Source organism: Amycolatopsis sp. WAC 01375, from assembly GCF_003947325.1.
GTDB lineage: Bacteria > Actinomycetota > Actinomycetes > Mycobacteriales > Pseudonocardiaceae > Amycolatopsis.
The window spans coordinates 12,369-35,430 of the sequence record NZ_QHHW01000046.1 but is presented as its reverse complement, the minus strand read 5'-3'; the positions used below and the strand labels follow the sequence as shown (position 1 = coordinate 35,430).

General features: G+C 69.5%; 21 protein-coding genes. 18 read left to right on the top strand and 3 right to left on the bottom strand.

What is annotated here, in order from left to right; genetic code table 11:
- The 10 genes from DL991_RS31490 to DL991_RS31445 are packed head-to-tail and all read left to right on the top strand — an operon-like array spanning position 1 to position 9,170.
- On the top strand, positions 1–1,038 hold the full coding sequence (locus DL991_RS31490) for a BMP family ABC transporter substrate-binding protein (protein WP_233599085.1): 1,038 nt from the start codon (positions 1–3) through the stop codon (positions 1,036–1,038).
- Positions 1,019–2,536: an ABC transporter ATP-binding protein gene (locus DL991_RS31485; RefSeq protein WP_233599083.1), complete on the top strand. Its 1,518-nt coding sequence runs from the start codon at positions 1,019–1,021 to the stop codon at positions 2,534–2,536. Before DL991_RS31490 ends, DL991_RS31485 begins: the two co-directional genes overlap by 20 nt.
- Positions 2,533–3,537, top strand: a complete 1,005-nt coding sequence (locus DL991_RS31480) for an ABC transporter permease (protein ID WP_125787996.1) — start codon at positions 2,533–2,535, stop codon at positions 3,535–3,537. Before DL991_RS31485 ends, DL991_RS31480 begins: the two co-directional genes overlap by 4 nt.
- On the top strand, positions 3,534–4,391 hold the full coding sequence (locus tag DL991_RS31475) for an ABC transporter permease (RefSeq protein WP_125787995.1): 858 nt from the start codon (positions 3,534–3,536) through the stop codon (positions 4,389–4,391). The genes DL991_RS31480 and DL991_RS31475 overlap by 4 nt, the downstream gene beginning before the upstream one ends.
- A complete protein-coding gene (locus DL991_RS31470) occupies positions 4,388–5,116 on the top strand; it encodes a nucleoside phosphorylase (protein WP_125787994.1) in 729 nt (242 codons plus the stop codon). Before DL991_RS31475 ends, DL991_RS31470 begins: the two co-directional genes overlap by 4 nt.
- The gene (locus DL991_RS31465) at positions 5,113–6,243 is read left to right on the top strand and encodes an acyl-CoA dehydrogenase family protein (protein WP_125787993.1); all 1,131 of its coding nucleotides are present in this window, start codon (positions 5,113–5,115) and stop codon (positions 6,241–6,243) included. The genes DL991_RS31470 and DL991_RS31465 overlap by 4 nt, the downstream gene beginning before the upstream one ends.
- On the top strand, positions 6,243–7,253 hold the full coding sequence (locus tag DL991_RS31460) for a methylthioribose-1-phosphate isomerase (RefSeq protein WP_125788015.1): 1,011 nt from the start codon (positions 6,243–6,245) through the stop codon (positions 7,251–7,253). Before DL991_RS31465 ends, DL991_RS31460 begins: the two co-directional genes overlap by 1 nt.
- Positions 7,250–7,966, top strand: coding sequence for an acireductone synthase (gene mtnC, locus DL991_RS31455; RefSeq protein WP_125787992.1), 717 nt, complete (start codon positions 7,250–7,252; stop codon positions 7,964–7,966). Before DL991_RS31460 ends, mtnC begins: the two co-directional genes overlap by 4 nt.
- A complete protein-coding gene (mtnB, locus tag DL991_RS31450; RefSeq protein ID WP_125787991.1) occupies positions 7,963–8,595 on the top strand; it encodes a methylthioribulose 1-phosphate dehydratase in 633 nt (210 codons plus the stop codon). The genes mtnC and mtnB overlap by 4 nt, the downstream gene beginning before the upstream one ends.
- The gene (locus tag DL991_RS31445) at positions 8,592–9,170 is read left to right on the top strand and encodes an acireductone dioxygenase (RefSeq protein ID WP_125787990.1); all 579 of its coding nucleotides are present in this window, start codon (positions 8,592–8,594) and stop codon (positions 9,168–9,170) included. Before mtnB ends, DL991_RS31445 begins: the two co-directional genes overlap by 4 nt.
- Positions 9,171–9,284: 114 nt before the next feature.
- Here DL991_RS31445 and DL991_RS31440 read toward each other — a convergent pair whose 3' ends face one another.
- Positions 9,285–11,666, bottom strand: a complete 2,382-nt coding sequence (locus DL991_RS31440) for a glycosyl hydrolase family 18 protein (protein WP_125787989.1) — start codon at positions 11,664–11,666, stop codon at positions 9,285–9,287.
- A 178-nt stretch (positions 11,667–11,844) separates the two neighbouring features.
- On the bottom strand, positions 11,845–12,540 hold the full coding sequence (locus DL991_RS31435; RefSeq protein WP_125787988.1) for a VOC family protein: 696 nt from the start codon (positions 12,538–12,540) through the stop codon (positions 11,845–11,847).
- A gap of 153 nt (positions 12,541–12,693) precedes the next feature.
- On the opposite strand from DL991_RS31435, the gene DL991_RS31430 reads away from it, so the two are divergent.
- Positions 12,694–13,287: a hypothetical protein gene (locus DL991_RS31430; RefSeq protein ID WP_125787987.1), complete on the top strand. Its 594-nt coding sequence runs from the start codon at positions 12,694–12,696 to the stop codon at positions 13,285–13,287.
- 336 nt (positions 13,288–13,623) lie between these two features.
- Here DL991_RS31430 and DL991_RS31425 read toward each other — a convergent pair whose 3' ends face one another.
- Positions 13,624–15,702 (bottom strand): phosphocholine-specific phospholipase C, encoded by a 2,079-nt coding sequence (locus tag DL991_RS31425; RefSeq protein ID WP_125787986.1) that lies wholly within the window; start codon positions 15,700–15,702, stop codon positions 13,624–13,626.
- A gap of 94 nt (positions 15,703–15,796) precedes the next feature.
- Here DL991_RS31425 and DL991_RS43895 point away from each other — a divergent pair, with 94 nt between their 5' ends.
- The 7 genes from DL991_RS43895 (at position 15,797) to DL991_RS31390 (ending at position 23,061) form a co-directional block, all read left to right on the top strand.
- On the top strand, positions 15,797–16,318 hold the full coding sequence (locus DL991_RS43895; RefSeq protein ID WP_125787985.1) for a hypothetical protein: 522 nt from the start codon (positions 15,797–15,799) through the stop codon (positions 16,316–16,318).
- A gap of 130 nt (positions 16,319–16,448) precedes the next feature.
- Complete coding sequence (locus DL991_RS31415) at positions 16,449–16,847, top strand: DUF948 domain-containing protein (protein ID WP_005157207.1); 399 nt, start codon at positions 16,449–16,451, stop codon at positions 16,845–16,847.
- Positions 16,844–17,155, top strand: coding sequence for a hypothetical protein (locus DL991_RS31410; RefSeq protein WP_037305987.1), 312 nt, complete (start codon positions 16,844–16,846; stop codon positions 17,153–17,155). Before DL991_RS31415 ends, DL991_RS31410 begins: the two co-directional genes overlap by 4 nt.
- Before the next feature lie 100 nt (positions 17,156–17,255).
- Positions 17,256–19,919, top strand: a complete 2,664-nt coding sequence (alaS, locus tag DL991_RS31405) for an alanine--tRNA ligase (RefSeq protein WP_125787984.1) — start codon at positions 17,256–17,258, stop codon at positions 19,917–19,919.
- Positions 19,912–20,415 (top strand): Holliday junction resolvase RuvX, encoded by a 504-nt coding sequence (gene ruvX, locus DL991_RS31400; protein WP_125787983.1) that lies wholly within the window; start codon positions 19,912–19,914, stop codon positions 20,413–20,415. Before alaS ends, ruvX begins: the two co-directional genes overlap by 8 nt.
- A gap of 356 nt (positions 20,416–20,771) precedes the next feature.
- Positions 20,772–22,217 (top strand): endolytic transglycosylase MltG, encoded by a 1,446-nt coding sequence (gene mltG, locus DL991_RS31395; RefSeq protein WP_125787982.1) that lies wholly within the window; start codon positions 20,772–20,774, stop codon positions 22,215–22,217.
- Positions 22,207–23,061 (top strand): shikimate dehydrogenase, encoded by an 855-nt coding sequence (locus tag DL991_RS31390; RefSeq protein ID WP_125787981.1) that lies wholly within the window; start codon positions 22,207–22,209, stop codon positions 23,059–23,061. Before mltG ends, DL991_RS31390 begins: the two co-directional genes overlap by 11 nt.
- The last annotated feature ends 1 nt before the right edge of the window (position 23,062 follow it).

The window sequence follows — 23,062 nt, the reverse complement described above, 5'->3', positions numbered from 1 at the left end:
ATGTCGCCGAGAACCCTCCTGCGGGCCGTCATGGCCGTTTCCGCCGTCACGCTCCTCGCCGCGTGCAACGCCTCGGCCAAGGACCCGGCCGCGCAAAACGCCGCCGGGCCGGCGCTGGTCCTGATCACGCCGAGCCCGGTCGGTGTCAACGACTTCCTCAAGCTCGCCGTCCAGGGCATCGAGGACTCGGCCAAGAAGCACAACGGGACGCAGAAGGTGTACCAGAGCACCGATCCGGCCTCGATCCAGCAGAATCTCGCGGCCGCGGTGCGCGAGAAGCCCGCCGTGATCGTCGCCGTCGGCTTCAACTTCGCCGACGCGATCGCGGCCGAGGCCGAACGCAACCCGGAGCAGAAGTTCCTGTTCGTGGATTCCTGCACCACCAAACCCTTCCCGAACGTCACATGCGCGGTGTTCCGTGAGCACGAGGGCAGCTACCTCGCCGGTGCCGAAGCCGGGCTGCTGAGCAAATCCGGCAAGGTCGGCGCGGTCGTCGTACTCGACACGCCCCAGTTCCGGCGGTACTCGATCCCGTTCGGGCAGGGCGCGGAGAAGGCCAAACCCGGCACCACGCTGGCCCCGTTGTTCATCGGCGGAGCGAACCCGTTCAACGATCCGGCCCGCGCGAAGGCGCTGGCCACCACGCTGGCGGGTCAGGGCGTCGACCACGTCATGGGCGCGGCCTCCGCGGCGGGCAACCTCGGCGTGTTCGAGGCCGCGAAACAGGGCAAGTTCTTCGCGTTCGGCGTCGACGCCAACCAGTGCCCGGCCAGTCCGGGGCAGGTCGTGGACAACGTCATCAAGCGCACCAACGTCGTTGTCGGCGACGGGGTCGAGGCGATCCTCGGCGGCAAGACCGGCGAGACGAAGTCCTACGGCGTCAAGGAGAAGGGCATCTCCCTGACCGGGCTGGAGCCGGACGCGGCGACGTCACAGTGCGTCGTCGCGAGCCACCCCGACGTGCTGGCGAAGGTCGGCGAGCTGCGGGACCAGATCATCTCGGGCGCGATCGTCGTCGATGACCCCGCCAAGTCCTGACGCCGTCTCACTCCGGGGGATCGTCAAGCGGTTCCCCGGAGTGCTCGCGAACGACCACGTGGACCTCGACGTCGGCAGCGGCGAGATCCACGCCCTGATGGGCGAGAACGGCGCGGGCAAATCGACGCTCATGTCCGTGCTCTACGGTCTGCACCGGCCCGACGAGGGCACGATCTCCTTGCACGGCAAGGAAGTCTCCTTCGGTTCGCCCGCACAGGCCATCGACGCCGGTGTCGGCATGGTGCAGCAGGGGTTCGCGTTGTTCGGTGAACTCACCGTCACCGAGAACGTCGTGTTCGGCAGCGAGCCGACGCGCCGCGGCCTGCTGGACCGCAAGGCGGCGACGGCCCGTGTCAGCGAGCTGATCGAACGACACGGACTGCGGCTGCGACCGGGTGACCGGGTCCGCGACCTTCCGGTCGGCCTGCGGCAGCGCGTCGAGATCCTCAAACTGCTGTACCGCGAGGCCGGCGTGCTGATCCTCGACGAACCGACCGCCGTGCTGACCCCGCCCGAGACCGAGCGGCTATTCGGTGTGCTGCGTGCCCTCGCCGCCGAGGATCGCACGATCCTGTTGGTGTCGCACAAACTCCAGGAGGTCCTCGCCGTCAGCGACCACGTCACGGTGCTGCGGGACGGCCGAGTCAGCGCGCGCGGGCGCACCTCGGACCAGACGGCCGCCGGGCTGGCCGCGGCGATGACCGGGCGCGTGGTCGACCTCGACCGCGTGCATCCGGCCGGGAAACCAGGGGACACGGTCCTCGAAGCACGCTCTCTGACCGTTCCTGGAGCGGAAGGAAAACCGTTGCTGGACAACGTTTCCCTGGCCGTGCGCGCGGGGGAGATCGTCGGCGTCGCCGGGGTCGCGGGCAACGGGCAGGCCGAGCTCTCCGACGCCATCACCGGTCTCCGGAAGACCGGCGGCACCATCGTCCTCAATGGACAGAGTCTCGACGGTCTGTCGGTCCGTGCGCGAAGGGATGCCGGGCTCGCCCATGTCCCGGAAGATCGCGCCGAGGTCGGCTCGGCGCCCACGGCGGGCCTCAGGGAGAACCTCGCCGTCGGTTTTCACCGCAAACGCCCGTTGGTGCGCAAGGGATTCCTGCGTCGCAAGGCGATCGACGAGCACGCGTCGGCGATCATCGAGGACTACGACGTCCGCGCGTCCGGCCCCGCCGCCGCGATGGGCACGCTGTCGGGCGGTAACCAGCAGAAGGCGATCTTCGGCCGCGAACTCACCCACGACGCGCCCTTCCTGCTGGTCGAACAGCCCACCCGAGGCGTCGACGTCGGCGCGATCGAGAACATCCACGCCCGGCTCGTCGCCCATCGCGACGCCGGACACGCCGTCCTGCTGATCTCCGCCGAGCTCAGCGAGATCCTCGCGTTGTCGGATCGGGTGCTGGTGCTGTTCGAGGGCCGGATCGTCGCGGAGTTCACCAAGGACGAGGCGGATCAGCACACGATCGGCCTCGCGATGGCCGGAGGTGCCGGATGACCCGCGTCCGTCTCGTCGCCGTCCCGGTCGCCGCGGCGCTCGTCCTCGGCGCGATCCTGCTGCTGGCCACCGGAACCGATCCGCTGGCCGCGTACGGCGCGATCGTCTCCGGCGCGTTCGGCCCCGACGGCATCGGCGACACCCTGGCCTACGCCGTCCCCGTCGCGGGAATGGCGACCGCGCTCGCGATCCCGCTGCGCGCCGGCATGGTGAACCTCGGCGGTGAGGGACAGCTGGTGCTCGGCGCGGTCAGCGCGCTCGCCGTCGGCCTGTACGTGCCCGGTCCCGGGCCGGTCAAGGTGATCCTGGCGCTGCTCGCGGGCATCCTCGCGGGAGCCGCGTACGCCGCGCTGGCCGCGGTCTGCGAAAACCGGCTCGGCGTCCCGTTGCTGATCAGCACGCTGCTGCTGAGCTATCCGGCGATGTCGCTCGCCGGGTATCTGGTGCGGTTCCCGTTGAAGGACGCCGGGTCCAGCCTGCCGCAGAGCCCGCAACTGCCCGACGGCGCGCGCCTGCCCGAAATCGACGGCGTGACGACCGGGATCTTCCTGGTGGTGGCGGTGATCGCGGTCTACACGGTGATCGACGCCCGCACCCCCGCCGGCTTCGAGACGAAGGTGACCGGCTGGGCGCCGCGGTTCGCCGCCTACGCCGGGATCGACCGGCCGAAAGTCACCCTGCGGCTGCTGGCCGCCTCGGGCGGGACGGCCGGACTGGTCGGCGCGATCGCCGTCCTCGGCTTCCCGTACCGGTTCATCGACGGCGCGCTGATCACGCCGCAATACACCTGGATCGGCCTGCTCGCGGCACTGCTCGCCGGGGCCAGCCCGCTCGGGACCCTGCTCGCGGCGGTGTTCTTCGCGGCGCTGACCAGCGGCGGATTCGCGATGGAACGGGCCACCCAGGTCCCGCGCGAGCTGACCGCGGTCCTGCAGGCGGTGCTGATCATCTTCCTCGCGGCCGCCTCGGGGGTCTTCAAGCGGAAGGGGAAGCGGGCATGATCGACGCGAGCCTGTTCTCCTCGGCGCTCACCGCGCTGACACCGATCCTGTTCGCCGCGCTCGCGGGCGCGCTGTGCCAGCGGGCCGGGGTCTTCAACATCTCGCTAGAGGGCTCACTCCTGGTCGGTTGCTTCGGCGCCGTCGCCGGGAGCTGGTACACCGGCAGCGCCTGGATCGGCGTCGTCGTGGCGGTGATCGCGGCGACGGCGTACTCGCTGATCCTCGCGATCGGTTCGATCACCTTCGACGGTGATCCGATCGTGCTGGGCGTCGCGAGCAACCTGCTCGCGGTCGGCCTGACGAGCTTCCTCATCCGCACCGTGTTCGGCACCGAAGGCTCGTTCAGCGACCCCTCGTTGCGGGGGCTGGGCCAGTTCGGGCCGATTCCCGGGCAGTCGTTGCTGGTCTACCTGTCCTGGCTGGCCGTACCCGCGCTCGCGGTCCTGCTGTACCGGCATCCGTGGGGCCTGCGGCTGCGCGGCGTCGGCGAGCGCCCGGAGGCCGCCTCCAGCCTCGGCGTCAACGTGATCAAGTACCGCTACGGGGTGATCCTCGCCGGGGGAGCGCTGTGCGGTCTCGGCGGTGCGCAACTGGCGCTGGGCTCGGTGACGCTCTTCGCCGAGAACATGACCGCGGGCCGCGGCTGGATCGCCGTCGTGGCGGTCATGCTGGGCCGCGCGCATCCGCTCGGGGTGCTGCTCGCGGCGCTGCTGTTCGGCCTCGCCGAGGCGTTCGGCTTCCGGCTCCAGGGGATCGGGTTGCCGCAACAGGCCACCGATGCCGCCCCGTACGTCGTCACGCTAGTGGCGCTGTTCCTGTCCAATTTCAAGCGCAAGAAAGGACAGCCCGCGTGAGCGACGTCCTGCCCATCACCAAGATCCCCCGGCACGGACTGCCGCCGCGCGCCCTCGTCGTGGGCGATCCGGACCGCGCGACGGCGGTGGCCGAATCGCTGGTGGACTCCGCTCTCGTCGGACAGAACCGCGAGTACCGGACCTATACTGGCACCTGGAAGGGCGTCCCGGTCGTCGTGTCGTCGCACGGAGTCGGCGGGCCCGGCGCGTTGTGCCAGTTCGGCGAGCTGGCCGAGGCGGGCGTCCGCACCTTCCTCCGGCTCGGCACCGCCGGTTCGCTGGCCGAGGGGATCACCGACGGCGACCTCGTCATCGCCGAGGCCGCCGTCCGCGACGACGGCGTCACCCAGCAGCTGATCCACCCCGAGTACCCGGCGTTCGCCACCCCGGAGATCGTCGTGGCGCTGAGCCGCGAGGCACCGGACGCGCACCGGGGCGTGGTGTGGACGCGGGCCGCGTTCAGCCCGCTGGTGCTCACCCTCCCGATGGCCGAGTACCTGGCCGCGCGGGTGATCGCCATTGAGATGGAACTCTCCACGCTGCTGGTGTTCGCGGCATTGCGCGGCCTGCGGGCCGGTGGTGTGCTCGTGATCGACGGCGACGCGCGGCCCGAGCACCCCGACCCGTCGGCCTACGACCCGCACCGCGACGTCGTTGCCGCCGGGGTGGCGAGGGCGACCCGCGTGGCGCTCGACGCTCTCATCGACGTGGAAGGGGCGGAATGACCGAAGTGTGGCGAAAAGCGGCGCTCGAGCTGGCGAGCACCCTGGCGGCGGACGCGGCCGAGCGGGACCTCGCCGGAGATCTCCCGGTGCACGAAGTCGGCCTGCTACGCGAGTCCGGGCTGCTGCCGTTGCTCGACACCGCCGGTTGGGCGGCCGCGAACGAGGCCACCCGGATCGTCTCCGCCGCCGACGCCTCCGTCGGGCACCTCCTCGGTTACCACTACCTGCAGCTGTGGCGCACCGGCCTGTTCGGGCCGCGCGCGGCGAGCGAGCCGGGCTGGTTCTGGGCGGGCGTGAGCAACCCGCTCGACGCCGCCCTGCTCCTGACCCCGGCCGATGGCGGGTTCACCGTCGAGGGCACGAAGACCTTCGCCACCGGCGCGGCCGTCGCCGACCGTCTGGTGGTCAGCGCGACGAGGACGGACAACGGCGACAAGCTGACGTTCGTCGTCGATGCGCGGGCCGACGGGATCACCTTCCCCGGTGAATGGGACAACATCGGCCAGCGGCTCACCGCGAGTGGCGCGGTGCGGTTCGAGGCCGTCCGGATCGCCGCCGACGACGTGCTCGGCACCCAGCCGGAGGACCAGTCCGATCCGAAGGTGCCCCGGATCTCCCTGGCGGCGATCGGCTTTCAGCTCATGCTCGCGCAGGTGTACGTCGGCCTCGCGTTCGGCGCGCTGGATGCGGCCGCGGTGTACACCCGCGAGACCGCGCGGCCCTGGACATTGTCCGATGTGGACAAAGCGACCCAGGATCCGTACATCCTGGCCGGATACGGCGAGCTGGTCGCGACCGCGCGGGCGGCCGGTTTCGCCGTCGACGCCGCGGCTTCCGCGCTCGGCGATGCCGACGAGTGCGGATTCGAGCTGACCCCGGCCGAGCGTGCCGAAGCGGCGATCGCGATCTCGTCGGCGAAGATCGTCGCGAGCCGGGCCGCCGTCGAGACCACGAGCAAGGTCTTCGAGTTCACCGGCGCGCGGGCCACCGCGACGAAGTACGGCTTCGATCGCTTCTGGCGCAACGCCCGCACGCTGACCCTGCACGACCCCGTGACCTACAAGGCGCGCGAGGTCGGCGACCACTTCCTCAACGGGATCCCGCCGTGCCTTTCGGGGTACAGCTGATGACGCTGCCGATCCTCGCCGAAAGCGTCCGCCTCGACGACGAAGGCGTGCACATCCTCGACCGCCGGGTGTTCCCGTTCGAACGGGAATGGGTGCTGTGCCGGACTTCGGAAGAGGTGGCGGTGGCCATCGAAGAGATGGTCACGCAGTCTTCCGGGCCGTACTTCGCCGCGTTGGGCGCGATGGTGCTCGCCGCCCGCGAGGCGTCCGGTCTCGCCGACGCGCGTGCGTACCTGGAGCGGGCGGGGGAGCGGATCGTCGCGACCCGCAAGACCAACAACCATCTGCGCAAGGCCGTCGCGGTCGTACTGTCCGAAGTAGACGAATCGGCAGGCGACCTCGTCGAAGCCGCTACGGCCGGTGCGCGAGCAGGTGACGAATTGTATCGGTCGCGCAGCCGCGCGCTGGGTGAGCACGCGGCCGCGTTGGTGCCGGACGGGGCGACCGTGCTGACGCATTGCTGGGCGGATCTGTACCTGGTCGAATTCGTGCTGGCCGCGCGACGCCACGGCAAGGAGTTCTCCTTCCTCTGCACGGAAACCCGGCCGTACCTGCAGGGCGCGCGGCTGACCGCCGAGACGCTCGCCGAGATGGGTGCCGACACCCGCTTGATCACGGACGGGATGGGCGCCGCGGTGCTGTCCTCGGGGGAGGTCGGCGCGCTGGTGACCGCGGCCGACCGGGTCACCATGGACGGCCACGTCGTCAACAAGATCGGCACGCTGGGGCTCGCGGTGGCGGCGGAGGCGTTCGGCGTGCCGTTCCACGCGATGGTCCAGGCGCCCGACCAGGCCGCGCCGACCGGCGCCGACGTGCCGATCGAATACCGCGACGGCGACGAGGTGCTAAGCGCGCTCGGCCACCGAGTCGCGAGCGAACGCGTACGGGGCCACTATCCGGCCTTCGACGTGACACCACCGCGGTTCGTGACCTCGGTGGTGACCGACCGCGGGGCCTTCGAACCCCGGCGGCTCCGCGAGTACTACGCAGAAGGGGAAGCGAACCAGTGACCGCAACGCTGACCGCCCGATGGGTGGTCCTCGACATCGAGGGCACGCTGACCGCCACCAGCTACGTGCACGTGACCCTCTACGACTACGCGCGCCCGCGGCTGGGCCCGTGGATCGACGAGCACCCGGACGACCCCGAGGTCGCCGGTGCCGTCGCCCGGATCAAGGAACTCGGCGGGCTCCCGGCGGACGCGTCCACAGTGGACGTCGTGCGGGTGCTGCACGGCTGGATGGACGCGGACCAGAAGATCGCGCCGCTGAAGACGTTGCAGGGCCTCATCTGGCAGCAGGGGTACGCCGAGGGCGATCTCACGACGGAGTTCTTCGGCGACGTCGCCCCGGCGCTGCGGTCGTGGCACGAGTCCGGGCTGCGGCTCGCGGTGTTCTCGTCCGGTTCGGTCGCGGGGCAGATCGCGTCGTTCTCGCGGACCACCGACGGCGACGTCACCGGCCTGTTCGACAAGCATTTCGACACCGTCAACGCCGGGCCGAAGCGCGAGGCGCCGTCGTATCGCGCGATCGCCTCCGCACTGGAGGCCGAGCCGGGTGACATCGTGTTCTTCTCCGACGTCCCGGCCGAACTCGACGGGGCCGCCGCCGACGGCTGGCAGACCGTCGGCCTCGCCCGCGACGGCGAGCCGTTCGGCGACGCGGATTTCGGGACGCACCGGACGATCCGGACGTTCGACGAGGTGAAGGTCGTCCGTCGATGAGTGTCCTGGAACTCGCCGGGCGCGCGCTGGCCGAGGAGTCCGCCCGGTTCGCCGGGCTGGGCTGGATGCGCGGCACGTCGGGCAACCTCTCGGTGGTGCTCGGCCGTGCTCCGCTGCGGGTCGCCGTCACCGTCAGCGGCCGGGACAAAGGCGAGCTGACCAGCGACGACGTCGTGGTGGTCGGCGAGGACGGGCTGGCCGTCGCCGACCAGCCGCATCCGGAGAAGGTGCCCTCGGCCGAGGCGGGACTGCATGCCCGGATCGCGGCGGTGTCGGGCGCGGGCGCGGTGATCCACGTGCACGCGCTCGCGCCGGTGGTGGCCGCCGAACACTGGCCGGACGGCGTCGAACTGCGGGACCTGGAGATGCTCAAGGGCTTCGGCAGGGCCGCACACGACGACCTGGTGACGATCCCGGTGATCGCCAACGGCCAGGACATGCGCGTCCTCGGTGACGCGTTCGAGGCGGGGTTCCGGGCGGACACGCCGGCGGTGATCGTCGCGCGGCACGGGATCTACGTCTGGGGCGATGACCTGCGCCACGCTCGCCACCGTCTGGAATGTTTGGAGTGGTTGCTCCGGTTCCGGGTAGAGACAAGACTTGTCGGTCGAGAAAGGGGAGTGCGATGACCCTGCTGACGGTGTGGCCGGACGACCGGCCCGACGAGATCGCGCTCAGGACCGAGGATCCGGCCGTGATCACCGGGGAACTGGGGCGGCTCGGTGTCCGTTTCCAACGCTGGGACCTCGTCCCGGACCTGCCGCGCGACGTGACGCCCGAGCAGGTGCTGGCCGCCTACGAGGAGCCGATCGGCAAGGTTTCGGCGGCCGAGGGCTACACCTTCGTGGACGCCGTCCGCATGACCCCGTCCGACGAGCCCGGCTGGGCGGCCGAAGCCGCCGAAGCCCGGCAGAAGTTCCTCGCCGAGCACACGCACGACGATGACGAAGACCGCTTCTTCGCGCGCGGGTCCGGCGTGTTCTATCTGCACGTCGGCGGCAAAGTGTACGCGGTGCTGTGCGAGGCGGGAGACCTGCTGAGCGTGCCCGCGAACACCACGCACTGGTTCGACATGGGCACACGACCCGACTACGTGTCCATCCGGTTCTTTCACGACGACGGCGGCTGGGTCGGCAACTTCACCGGCGAGACACTGGCCGGGGACTTCCCGGACTTCGACACGTTGACCGCCGGGCGTTACTGACCGCTTCCCGATGTGTCCCGAACGACCCGTTCATGACATCCGGACGCCATGAACGGTCCTTTCCTTGCGAAATTCGCAAGGAAAGGACCGTTCCTAGCGCGCTGCCGGGCTCTGTCAGGCGGGGGTCCAGAGGGCAGGCACGTTCGGCGGCTCCCAGCCGGGCAGGGACCGATGGCCCTGACGGCAGACGTAGGCCGCGCCGTTGTGGGTCACGCGAGCACCGGTGGCGTAGTCGGTGTTCGGCTTCCACGCGTCGGACGGCACCGTGGTGGTCGTCGTCGGGGTGGTCGTGGTCGTCCGCGTCGTCGTCGGACTGGTCGTGGTGGTGGTTGTCGTACCGGTTGTCGTGGTGGGTGTGGTGGATGTCGGCGGGGCACCGCCGCCACGCGGGTGGTCCGACGCGATCGCGTACGTCGTCCCGCCGAAGGTGAACGTGAAGTTCGACGGCGACGCGATCGGCATGTAGTAGTTCAGCCGGATCTCGACCGTCGCGCCCGGCGCGATGTTCTGCCAGGTCGGCACGGTCACCGCGACGTGCTGGAAGTCTCCCTTCATCCCGCCGACGTTGGGCCCGCTGTGGCCCTTGCTCGTGACCGTCAGGCCGAAACCGGACTGGTCGGACATGCTGCCGGGCGCACTGGTGCCGTAGTCGAACTCGATTTTCGTTCCGCCGGGGATGGTGGTGGTCGAATTGTTGGTGACGCGCATCCGCGGGGTGATCGGGTAGTTCGCGTCGCCCAGCGCGAATCCGGTCAGGTTGACGTTCGCGTTCAGCACCGACGACGGCGCGGGGCGCGACGACTTGGTGTTGCCGTACGGGGCGGCGCCGCGCAGGCCGTCGTTGATCTTCGTGATCAGCGTGTCGCCCATGAAGTACTGGCCCTTGGCCTCGTCGAAGGCGTAGTCGCCAGCCAGTTCCCAGATCATGATGCCGCCGATGCCCTTGTCGGCCACGTACTTGGCCTTCGTGGCGAGCGAGGCTTCGTCCTCAGTGGACAGGAACACCTTCTTGTCGTTGTTCCACAGCCACGGTGTCACCATCGTGTTGTCGTAGTGTCTGTTGTAGCTTCCGGAGACCCGATCCGTCGGGTCGGTCTTCGGGGTCAGCCCGTACGCCTCCAGGTAGTCCGGGGTGATCTCGTTCTCGAGGTTCTTCGCGTGCCACATGGGGTTCGCGCCCGCGGGGACCTCGCCGCCGGCCAGGCCCAGATCGTGCCAGAGGTTGTCGATGCCGATCGCGCCGTTACCGCACGGCACCGTCGAACCGACCTGGGATCCGGTGCCCGGTGGACACTGTTTCTGGTCCGGTAGTGGCGCCTTGCCCCACAGTCCGTTCGTTCCGCCGGACACACCTTGCCAGCCGCGGGTGTAGAAGCCGACGCCGATGTTGATCCGGCCGGCTTGCATGGCGCCGCGGAAGTAGTGATAGGCCCAGTCGGTGTTGAGATAACCCTGCCCGTCGTACTGCGGTGTCGTGTACACCTGCCAGTGCGCGAGTTCCGCGTCGTTGCCGGCGTCGTAGAGCGCCGCGTTCGGCCCGACGAACTGGTTCCACGCGCCGTGCAGGTCGTAGCTCATCATGTTGGCGTAGTCGAGATACCGCGTGACGCCGTAGACCTCCTGGCCGCGCAGCAACCAGCCGGACGCGGGCACGGCGGCCGTCAGCAGATAGTGCCTGCCGTCGGCGGCGCCCGCCCTGTCGAGCTTCTCGCGCAGCGTGCGCATCAGGTTCTCGTAGCCCGCCCAGAGGGTGCCGCGGTTGGACTGCGCGATCCAGTAGTCGTCCGGGTTTCCGGCGTAGCTCGCCGACGTGGCGTACTCGTAGTCGATGTCCGCGCCGTTGAAACCGTAGGCGCGCAGGAACTCCACGACGGAATCCGCGAAGACGTCGATACCAGCCTGAGTCTGCGTCATCTTGTAGAAGCCGCCCGAGGCGTTACGGGTGCCGTCGGGATTGAGGAAGCCGCCGGTCTCGGCCCAGCCGCCGATCGAGATCAGCGACTTCACGTTGGGGTTCTGCTTCTTGTACTTGGTCAGCAGGTTGAAATGTCCCTTGTAGGGCAACGACGGATCCATCTCGGCGCCCGGCACTCCCGGCCATTCCATGCCGATGGACTCGTTGGTCGCGCTCGGGGCGCCGACCGACACCTTGTTCTGCGCGTCGACGTGGGCGAACGCGTAGTTGAGGTGGGTGACCTTCGACCACGGGATGTTGTTGACCAGATAGGCCGGTGCACCGTTCTTTCCGGTGCGCCAGCTGGTGAAGTAGCCGATCACGCGGCGGGAATGCCCTTCTCCCAGGGATTCGCGGCCCGCGGTGTCGTAGACGGTGCAGTAGGGGGTGTCGACGCCGGGTGTCCGGTACAGCCCGTCGGGACGACAGTCCTCGTGGCCTGCCGCGCTCGACGTGGACGGGGTGATGACGACGATCATGAGTCCGGCCAGCGTGATGAGCGCCGCCAGCAGGGGGAGTAGTTTCCTGGTTCTCCTTGGCACGCCGAACCTCCGACAGTGGAAGATGGCCCTCGGTCACAGCAGCTTGAGCCGCTGACCTGGCGTGCGTCAATAGGTGTAGACCAATTTCCATCCTGTGCCGTACGGCGGAGCGTACCTGCGGTTCGTCAGGTCCGGGATTGTCGGGTGTGGCCATACCCTCGATCACATCCGGTGCGTGTTATGCCGCCGTTTCCCGCACCACGAAGGAAAACTCGTTCCCGTCGGGATCCGCCATCGCCACCTGGCCGCGCTCACCGGTGCCGAGCCGGGTCGCGCCGAGCGCGACGAGCCGTTCGACTTCCGAAACAGGCCCGCGCACAACGAAATGGAGCCGGTTCGGCCCGGTTTTCGGGGTGAACGGCGGGCGGCCCCAGGTGATCTTCGGGCCGCCGTGCGGCGACCGGATCGCGGTCTCCTCGTCCTGATCCCAGACCAGCGGCCAGCCGAGCGCCTTGCTCCAGAAATAGCCGACTTCCTGCGAACCGTCGCTCGCCACCGCGCCGACGAAACCGCATTCGGCGAGGAAATCGTTGCCCGGCTCGATGACGCAGAACTCGTTGCCCTCGGGGTCGGCGAGTACCACGTGTTCTTCCTCGGGAAGCTGGCCGATGTCGAGAGGGCTGCCGCCGAGTTCGAGCGCCTTCGCGACCGTCCGCCGCTGGTCATCGAGGGACTCGCTCGTCAGGTCGAAATGCATCTGGTTCTGGCGGATCTTCGGTTCTTTCGTCGGCACGAAACCGAGCCGGAAGCCGGTGCCGTCGTTCGGGACCAGGGTGTCGCCTTCGTTTTCCCAGCCGAGGAGGCCCGCCCAGAAGCGCGCCAGACGTCGCGGGGCGTGCGCGGCGAAACAGAGCGTGTGCAAGGTGACGGTCATAAGCGACGCTAGAAACGACGGCGACCCGCACGCAAGCGAATAAGGTGCTCTCCCCCGTGGAGTGGACCCGCTTCAATCCGGCGGGGGACGCGGCGGACAAGGGCGGCTGTGATCGTTGAAACCGTTCAAGCGAGCGGACCCCGAGGAGCACGTATGACCGTCCACCAAACCACCGCGACCGGGCGACTGCGCGCCGCGTGGACCAGAGCACACGCCCCGGTGCCCGGGGTGCCCCGGTGGGCCCGGATCGCCGCCTACGCCATCCCTTTCGTCGTGCTGCCCTCCGGCCTGTGGCGGATCATGACCGTCGTCTTCCACATCGGCGACGACGTCGCGCACGGTGCGGGCCAGCTCCCGTCGTGGTTGCCGGGTCCGGTGTACGTCATCGCGTTGTCCGTTGTCTCCGAGCTGATCGCCTTCACCGCCGTCGGGCTGATCGCCGAGTGGGGGGAGGTCCTCCCGCGCTGGATTCCGCTGCTGGGCGGCCGCAAGGTACCGCCTCTCGCCGCCGTCGTGCCCGCCGCGCTCGGCGCCACGATCCTGACCGCTCTGTGGACGACCGCCTACGCCACCTCGCTGGCCGGGCTCACCCTCCAAGGCGATCCCCTGCCGGACGACTTCCCCACGGAGTCACTGCACGGCTGGCAACTCGCCTTCTTCGAACTCACCTACGCCCCGCTCCTGCTCTGGGGACCGCTGCTGGCGGCAGTCTGCTTCGCGTACTGGCGGAGGCGCCGACCGCAGTAAGTACATGGAGGCCCTTCCTGTACCTATGCGCAAGGACCCGGCAAGGTCGCATATCCGCTGGTGCGGTCTGGTCTCAGGCCCGGTTCGTGAAGGCCTCCTTGAGGGACTCTGGGTCCCTCAAGGAGGCCTTCACGCCTTCCCCAAGTACGAGAAGGACTCCAGTCAGGCGCTCACATGAGTTTCGCGGTCTGTGGGGATGTCGTGAAGGGCCCATCGGAAACGCTGAAGGAGCCGCCCACTCATCCTCGCGACCCTGCCGGCGGTCCCTTCGAACAGTCGACGATGTCCGGTTCGAATCACCAGGAGCCCCACCGGAAGGAGGCCTTCACGGAACGATCAGCAGGAGACGCCGGTGCGCCCGTTCTCCACCCGCGCGGTCAGCGTCCGCAGGAACGACGGATCCCCGTCCGCGGTGACCTTCACGTCGTACCAACCACCCGAAACCGGCCAGTCCACCGTGACCGAACGCCCGGCACCGACCCGCACGACGCGCGTGAGCCGCGAGGACGAGAGCCGCAGCGTCAGCGCCGAAGTGCCCGAGTTGGACAGCTTGAACTCGACACCCGAACGCCACGTCAGGAATCGCGTCCGGACATCGACACCCGCGGCGGCCCCGCGACGGTTCCCTCGCAGTTCCCACCACGACCGGTTCGGTCCCTGGACGACGACGCGGTACTCGTCACCGGCCAGGCGCACGGATTCCGGCGCCTCGCCGCGGACGTCGCGGTGCGCGGGCTCGGCGAATTCGCCCTTGTACGGGTACAGCGCGAAATGCGCCGACGAGGAGCCGCTGTTGGCCAGCGAAAGCGCCAGGTTCCCCGACTTGTCCACCGAACCGGACACCGACACCTGGTACGGCAGCGGACGGGACGGCCGGTTGCCGGGCTCGGCCACGGGCAGGCTCTGCTCCACCGGGGCGGACGGCCGCCACCGGCTGATCGGCGCGGGCACCGGGCCTGGCCGGTTCACGCGCGGCTGACGTCCGGCGCGCGAGAAGTCGAAGGCGCCGGTGAGGTCGCCCGCGACGGTCCGCCGCCACTTGCTGATGTTCGGCTCGCCGATCCCGGTCCAGCGCTCGAGGAACCGCAGCACCGAGGTGTGGTCGTACACGGTGGAGTCGACGTTGCCGCCGATCGACCACGGCGAGACGACCGTCATCGGCACGCGCGGCCCGAAGCCGAGCGGCTGGCCGTTGAAATGGTCCGCGTCGTTGGCCGCGTTCCCCGGCGGCATCGGCGGCGGGACGTGGTCGAAGTAGCCGTCGTTCTCGTCGAAATTGATCAGCAGCACCGTTTTCGACCACGTTTCGCGGTCGGACGCCAGCGCGTCGAGCACGCGGTAGATCAGGTTCGCGCTGCCGACCGGGGTGGACGCGCCGGGGTGCTCGGAGTCCTTCGCGGACGGCACCAGCCAGCTGACCGCGGGCAGGCGCCGCGCCTGGATGTCCGCCTTCAGCCGGGTCACCAGTGTCTCCGGCTCGCTGCGGTACATGGCCTTCTGGAACAGGTTCCGCTCGGCCGGCGTCAGCTTCGCGACCCCGGCATCGAACTGCGCCAGCAGTTTCGCGCGCTCTTCGGGGGTCTTCTTCGGCAGCGCGTCGTAGAACTCCTCGGTGGTGCGGAACTTCCCCTCGACCGAAGCGAGGATCTTCGTGCCGACCTTTTTGAACGGCAAGAAATACTCGACGGCGTTGTCGGTGAAGTTGTCCCACTCCTGGTAGATCTGCCACGCCACCCCGGCGGCTTCGAGGCGCTCCGGGTACGTCGTCCAGTCGTAGCCCTTGTGATCGTAGGAGTACGCCGCGTTCGTCACCGCGCGGTTGGTCGTGCTGCCCGGTTCGAAACCCGTGGTCCCGGTCCAGAGGAAGTTCCGGTTCGGGTTGGTCGAGCCGAAGATCGAGCAGTGGTAGGCGTCGCAGATGGTGAACGTGTCCGCGAGTTCGTACTGCAGCGCGATGTCACGGCGCTCGTAGTAGGTCATGGTGGCGGGCGTCTTCGCCGCGATCCAGCCGTTGTTCCAGCCGCGCGCCCACGCCTTGCCGCTGCCGTTCCAGCTGTGGTCGAGGTCGCCGAGGTACTGGATGTCGTCCGCTTTCCGCCCGGCGAGTTCGGCCGCCTTGCGCACCGAAAACGGCAGCACCGTCCCACCGGCGGGATTCGGCTGCTCGAACACCGATTTCCCCGACGGCAGTTCGAGCGGGTGGGCGTCGGAGAAGCCCCGGACGCCGCGCAGGCTGCCGTAGTAGTGGTCGAACGACCGGTTCTCCTGCATCAGCACGATCACGTGCTCGATGGCGTCGAGTCCGCCGCGCCGCATGGGTTCGGCCATGGCGGCGTGCACGGACGGCGGGAGCAGGGTGGTGGCGGCCGCGGCGCCGGTGGCGCCCAGCATCGTACGGCGAGACAGTTCAGGCATGCCGGAACCTTGACCCAGTAACATGAACGTCACAAGAACCGAACCGGTCGACTCGGAGTCGGCAGCCGGAGTGGTCCGCCCGTACGATCCCTGGATGGCCGTGATTCCCGAGCATCACGACGAAAACGGCGGTGGGGGAGAACCCGCGAAGCCGGTGTCCGCCGAGCCCGGTGCCCGTCGCCGCGTCGTCCGCCGGATCGCGATCGGTGCCGGCGCCGCCGCCGGCTACGGAGTCCTCCTTCTGGTCGCGCTCTCCGGCGTACCGGACCTGCCCACCGCGCTGGGCCCCAGGCCGGTACCCGGGCCACAGGCGACGTCCCAGCCGCCCGCGACGACCCCGCCTACGACAGTGCCCCCCACGACACCGCCGTCCACGACAACGCCGGACGGGCCTCGAACGGCTTCGCCGCCGGAATCGTGGGGAGCGCTCGAGCCGGCCCGCGAAACCGCGCCCTCGAGCGCCAGGCCTGCTCCGGTCCGGACCACGACCGCGCCCGGCCCGCCTGACACAGGGGCCCCCTCCGCCTCTTCGCCGCCGGACAGCGAGCGCCGCAACAGCCGCGCGCCCGACCCACCCGGGCACGCGAAGACCACGCCGCCCAAGAGCGGGCGCTGACGTCCGGTTCTCCCCGGTTCGTCGTGAGGTCACTGCGCTGAGTGACCGTCCGGCGGGGTGACACCGCCGAACGGCTGGCGGGGCGGTAACCTCACGGGCACCAAAGACCGCAGACCCTTGAGGAGGGCCCGTGTCGGCAGGGCAGATCGCCGCGCTGATCGCCGCAGGAGCATTCGTCGTACTCGTCGTGCTGCTGGCGATCGTGCTGTTCAAGCTCGGCCGGACCCTGGACGAGGCCACGATCGCCATCCGCAAGGCGCACGAGAACACCGACCCGTTGCTGATCGGCGCGAACGAGACGATCACGCACGTCAACACGCAGCTGGAGCGGGTCGACGGCATCACCGCGAACGCGCAGGCCGTCAGCGGCAACGTGTCCGCGCTGTCGTCGGTGTTCACCGCGACGCTCGGCGGACCGCTGGTGAAGACGGCCGCCTTGTCCTACGGCCTCAGCAAGGCCATCAAGGCCCGCCGTAAGAAAGCGGAAGCGAAGGCGGCCCGCCCGGCGAAGAAGCGGGGCCGCAAATGAAGCGCCTGTTCTGGCTCGGCGTCGGCGTGGTCGCCGGCGTCGCCCTGTCACGCAAAGCGACCGAAACCGCTCGCCAGGCCACGCCGGCGGGGTTAGCCTCGAACCTGGGCGACGCCGTGCGGGAACTCGCGGGCGCCGTCGGTTCGTTCGGCGCGGAGGTCCGCGCCGGGATGAGCGAACGGGAACAGGAGCTGCACGACATGGTGTCCGAACGCACCGGTTTGAGCACGGCCGCCGACGGCCCTGCGGGCAGGCACGCGGCGTCGCCGCGGCGCCCGGCCCGGCGAGCTCGCCGGGCGGAGGGCTGATCGGGTCGCGTCCGCGACCGGAAAAGACCCAGCCCTCCGCCGTTCCCGCCTGTCCGCATTCCCAGCGCTTTCGCGCGAGCCCGTATACAAGGACGATCCCGTGGAAACACACGAAATCACCCAGCGTTTTCTGAGCCATTTCGAGAACAAGGGACATACGCGCGTCCCGAGCGCGCCGTTGATCCTCGACGACCCGAACCTGCTGTTCGTCAACGCCGGAATGGTCCAGTTCAAGCCGTACTTCCTCGGCGAGGTCCCCCCGCCGTACCCGCGGGCGACCAGCGTCCAGAAATGCGTCCGCACGCCGGACATCGACGAGGTCGGCAAGACCACGCGGCACAACACGTTCTTCCAGATGGCCGGGAACTTCTCCTTCGGCGACTACTTCAAGGAAGGCGCCATCGAGGCGGCCTGGGAGCTGATCACCAAGCCCCAGAGCGAAGGCGGCTACGGCCTCGACCCGGCGCGCATCTGGGCGACGGTCTACGAGGACGACGCCGAGGCGGCGGGACTGTGGAAGAAGCTCACCGGCCTTCCCGGCGAGCGCATCCAGTCCCGTGACGGCAAGGACAACTACTGGGACATGGGCGTGCCCGGTCCCGGCGGCCCCTGCTCGGAGATCTACTACGACCGCGGCCCGGACTACGGCCGCGAGGGTGGCCCGGTCGCCGACGAGGACCGCTACATCGAGATCTGGAACCTCGTCTTCATGCAGGACGTGCGGGGCGACAAGAGCCCGAAGCACGGCCACAAGCCGATCGGTGAGCTGCCGAAGAAGAACATCGACACCGGCATGGGTGTCGAGCGGGTCGCGACGATCCTGCAGGGGGTCGAGAACGTCTACGAGACCGACCTCGTCCGCCCGGTGATCGGCCGCGCCGAGGAGTTCTCCGGCCGCCGCTACGGCTCCGACCACACCGACGACGTCCGTTTCCGCGTCATCGCCGACCACGCCCGCACCGGCGTCCTGCTCATCGGCGACGGCGTCACCCCCGGCAACGACGGCCGCGGTTACGTGCTGCGCCGCCTGCTGCGCCGCATCATCCGTTCCGCGCGCCTGCTCGGCGTGCACGAGCCGGTGCTGCCCGCCTTCGCGGCGGTCGTCCGCGACACGATGGGCCCGACGTACCCCGAGCTGGTCTCCGGTTTCGACCGCATCGATGACGTCGTGCGCGTCGAGGAGGAGGCGTTCCTCTCGACGCTCACCAGCGGTTCGCGCATCTTCGACATGGCGGCCGAGGAGACCAAGCGCGAGGGTGGCTCGCTGCTGGCCGGCGACAAGGCGTTCCAGCTGCACGACACCTACGGCTTCCCGATCGACCTGACCCTGGAGATGGCGTCGGAGCAGGGCCTGACCGTCGACGAAGACGGCTTCCGCACGCTCATGAACGAGCAGCGGCAGCGCGCGAAGGCCGACGCGGCGTCGCGCAAGACCGGCCACGGTGACCTGTCCGAGTACCGCAAGGTGCTCGAACAGCACGGCGAGACCCAATTCCTCGGCTACACCGACCTGCAGGCCGAGGCGAAGGTCGTCGCACTGCTCGAAGGCGGCGTGCCGGTGCGAAGCGTCGGTACGGGCAAGAAGGCGGAGCTGGTCCTGGACCGCACGCCGTTCTACGCCGAGAGCGGTGGCCAGGTCGCCGACACCGGCGTGCTGCTCGGCGACGGCGTCGAGCTCAAGGTCCACGACGTGCAGAAGATCGTGCCGGGCCTGTTCGTGCACCGTGTCGAGGTGCTCGACGGCGAGGTCGGCATCGGCACCGCGCTGACCGGTTCGGTCGACCAGCACCGCCGCCTGTCGATCGAGCGGTCGCACTCCGCGACACACCTGGTCCACGCGGCCGTGCGCGGTGCGTACGGCAAGCGCGCGGCGCAGGCCGGTTCGCTGAACTCGCCGGGCCGGATGCGCTTCGACTTCACCACCTCCGGCGGCGTCTCGGCCGACGTGCTGACCGAGGTCGAGGAGGAGGTCAACGACTACCTCCAGACCAACGTCGAGGTGAACACCTTCGTCACCACGAAGGACAAGGCACTCGAACTGGGCGCGGTCGCGCTGTTCGGCGAGAAGTACGGCAACGACGTCCGCGTCGTCGACATGGGCGAGTACTCCCGCGAACTCTGCGGTGGCACCCACGTCGACCGCATCGGCCAGCTCGGCCTGGTGAAACTTGTCGGCGACTCGTCCATCGGTTCCGGCGTGCACCGCGTCGAGGCGCTGGTCGGCACGGACGCGCTCAAGTACGTCCGCAAGGAGCAGCTGCTCGTCTCGCAGCTCGCGAGCACCTTCAAGGTGCCGTCGGAGCAGCTGCCGTCGCGGATCGACGACGTGCTCACACGGCTCAAGAACGCCGAGAAGGAGATCGAGCAGCTGCGCACCCAGCAGGTGCTCGGCTCGGCGGGCTCGCTCGCCGACAAGGCCGAGGACATCGGCGGCGTCGCGGTCGTGGCGGAGAAGCTCGGCGAGGGCGTCGACTCGAACGGTCTGCGCGCGCTGGCCTCCGACATCCGCGGCAGGCTCGGCAACCGTCCCGGCATCGTCGCGCTGTTCGCCCCGCAGGGCGAGAAGGTCGCCTTCGTCGTCGCCACCACCAAGGCGGCGCAGGAGAAGGGGATCGCGGCGGGCAAGCTCGTCCCGTCGTTCGCCGAGGCGATCGGCGGCCGCGGCGGCGGCAAGCCGGATATGGCGCAAGGCGGGGGTACCAACCCGGCCGGGGCCGAACAGGCCATCGCCTCACTGCGCGCGGCGGTCGCCCAAGTTGGCTGACGACGCCGTTGGGCGGCGCCCGGATCGGCCAGGGGAGTCCGATCCGGGGCGCGGCAGGCGGCTCGGAGTGGATGTCGGATCCGTCCGGGTCGGGGTCGCGCTCAGCGATCCCGACCCCATCCTCGCGAGCCCGCTCGTTACCCTCACTCGCGACGCGGCGGGCGACAAGGACGTCGACCAGCTCGTCGGACTCGTCACGGAACACGACGTCGTCGAAGTCGTCGTGGGCCTGCCGAGGACGCTCAAGGACCGTCACGGCCCGGCGGCCGAAGCGGCGCTCGACTACGCCGAAAAGGTCGCCGCCAGGATCGCCCCGGTGCCGGTGCGACTGGCCGACGAGCGGTTGACCACGGTGACGGCATCCAGGATGCTGTCGCAGCGTGGGGTGAAGGGACGTAAGCAACGTGCCGTCGTCGATCAGGCGGCCGCGGTCGAGATCCTGCAGGCGTGGATCGACGCGGTAGCGGCACATCGCGCACGGAAGGGCGATACATGACCGAGCCCCACGGCCGGCCCGAGCGCCGTCAGGGCGGTAGGCGACGATTGCGGGAGCCTGAGGAGGCCATCCAGCCGCCGGCCCCGCCCCGGCGAAGGCCCGAACCCCAGCCGACGGGACGACGGCACATCCGGCAGGAACCTCCCGAGGCGCCGCCCGTGCGGCGTCCGGTGGAGGAACCGCCGCGTGCCCGCCGGTCTCCCGAAGAGCCACCGCAGCGTGTCCGGCGTGCGGCCGAGGAACCGCCGCCCTCGGCGCAACGGCCGGCCCCGCCGAGGCGGGCCCCGGAACCCGCGGCTCCGCCGCCTCCCGCACCGTCGCGGCGGTCCCCCCAGCCGGGTGACCGGAGTCTTGGCATGCCCGCCTACGCCCAGGACGAGCCGCCCCGCCCCGGCCGCCGCAGGCGCCGCGAGGACGACGGCCCGCTCCCGGACGAGCGGCCGACCGACATCCTCCCCGCGATCCAGGACGCGCCCCTTGCCCGGCGCCCCGGCGCTGCACCCTCTTCGCCGCCTCAAGGCAGCGAAGAGGAATACAACGAGATCTTCGGCGACGACGCGTACGACGACTATGACGAGTACGACGACTACGAGGATTACGAAGACTTCGAAGACGACGACCGTGCCGAGCCGGAACGCATCGAGGACGAGCGCCCGGAACGTCAGGGACCGCCGCCCAAGAAGCGGAAGAAGAAACGCGCGGTGGGCTGGATCGCCGCGCTGACCGTGCTCGTCCTGCTCGCCGGTGGCGCCTACTACGGCTTCACGCAGATCTTCGGTTACGACGACTACGAAGGCACCGGCGAGACCGACGTCCTCGTCCAGGTGGAGAAGGGCGACTCGACCTCTGCGATCGGCAACCGGTTGCAGGCGGCAGGGGTGGTCGCCAGCGGCAAGGCGTTCGTGAAGGCGGGCGAGGACAACACCGCCGTCTCGCGGCTCCAGCAGGGCTACTACGTCATGAAGACGAAGATGTCCGGTGCCAGCGCGGTCGAGAAGATGATCGCCCCCGCGTCGAAGGTCGGCCAGGTCGAAATCCGGCCGTACACCCAGTTCCACGACATCACCCAGCCGGACGGCAAGGTGACCCCGGGTGTGTATTCGTTGCTGTCCAAGGCTTCCTGCGCCGACCTGAACGGCAAGAGCACCTGCATCCCGGTCGAGGAACTGCGGAAGACGATCGAGACCGCGGATCTGGCGAAGCTGGGTGTCCCGTCCTGGGCCATCGACTCCGCCGCGAAGGCGGAGCACAAGGACCGGCGGCTCGAAGGGCTGATCGCCCCGGGCATCTTCAACGTCAAACCCGGCTGGACGGCCGAGGAACTGCTCACCGACGTCGTGAAGACCTCGGCGAAGCGCATCCTCGACGCAGGACTGAGCGATCAGTCCAAGGGCGAGGGCAAGACGCCGTACGAGACGCTCATCATCGCGTCGATCATCGAACGCGAGGCGGTGAAGGCCGACTTCGGGAAGATCTCGCGGGTCATCTACAACCGGCTCGACGAGAAGATGCGGCTCGAAATGGACTCGACGGTCAACTACGTCCTGGACCGGCCGACTCTGCTCACGAAACCCGAGGAACGGGAAAAAGCGGGCGCGTACAACACCTACAAGTCCGTCGGCCTGACCCCGACACCGATCGCGGTGCCCAGCGCGGAAGCGATCCAGGCCGCGCTCAAGCCGGTCGCGGGAGACTGGATCTTCTTCGTCAAGTGCGAGAAGAACGGGCTCTCCTGCTTCGCGGTGACGTTCGAGGACCACAGGAAGAACCGAGATGACGCGGTGAGGCGAGGTGTCATCTAGTCGCAAGGCCGCGATCCTGGGAAAGCCGGTCGAACACTCGCTTTCGCCCGTGCTGCATGGCGCCGCCTTCCGCGCGCTGGGCCTGGACGGCTGGACCTACGAGCGGGTCGAGATGGACGGGCCCGGGCTACCCGCGTTCGTCGACGGTCTCGGCCCGGAGTGGACCGGGTTTTCGGTGACCATGCCGGGGAAACGGGCCGCACTGGAGTTCGCCGACGAGGTCACGCCGCGGGCGGCGGCGGTCGGCGCGGCGAACACGCTGGTGCGCCGGGAAACCGGCTGGCTGGCAGACTGCACCGATGTCGACGGGGTCACCGAGGCGCTGCGGATCGCGGGGGAGTACTCGCCTGGCGAGGACGACGCGGCCGTCGTCCTCGGCGCGGGCGGCACCGCCGCGGCGGCGGTCGTCGGGCTCGCGTCGCTCGGCGTGCGGACGGTGCGGCTCGTCGTGCGGGATCCCGCACGGGCCACGGAAACGGTCGAGGCGGCGCGGCGGGCGGGGCTCGACGCCGAAGTGCTCCGCTGGGCCGACGCCGACTTCGGGAAGCTCGCGGCCGACTCGGCGGTACTGGTGAACACCGTGCCCCCGGACGCGCTCCGCCCGCATCTGGCGGAGCTGGCCCGGATCGGCTGCGTCCTCGACGTCATCTACCACCCTTGGCCGACCGCGCTCGCCGAAGCCGTCGCCGACCAGGGCGGGCGGCTCGCGACCGGACTGGACATGTTGCTGCACCAGGCTTTCGGACAGTCCGAGTACTTCACCGGGCAGCCGGCGCCGCGTGCGGCGATGCGGGACGCTCTTCGGGAAGCGACCGGCGGGATCTTTTCGTTGCCGGTCTCCTGAC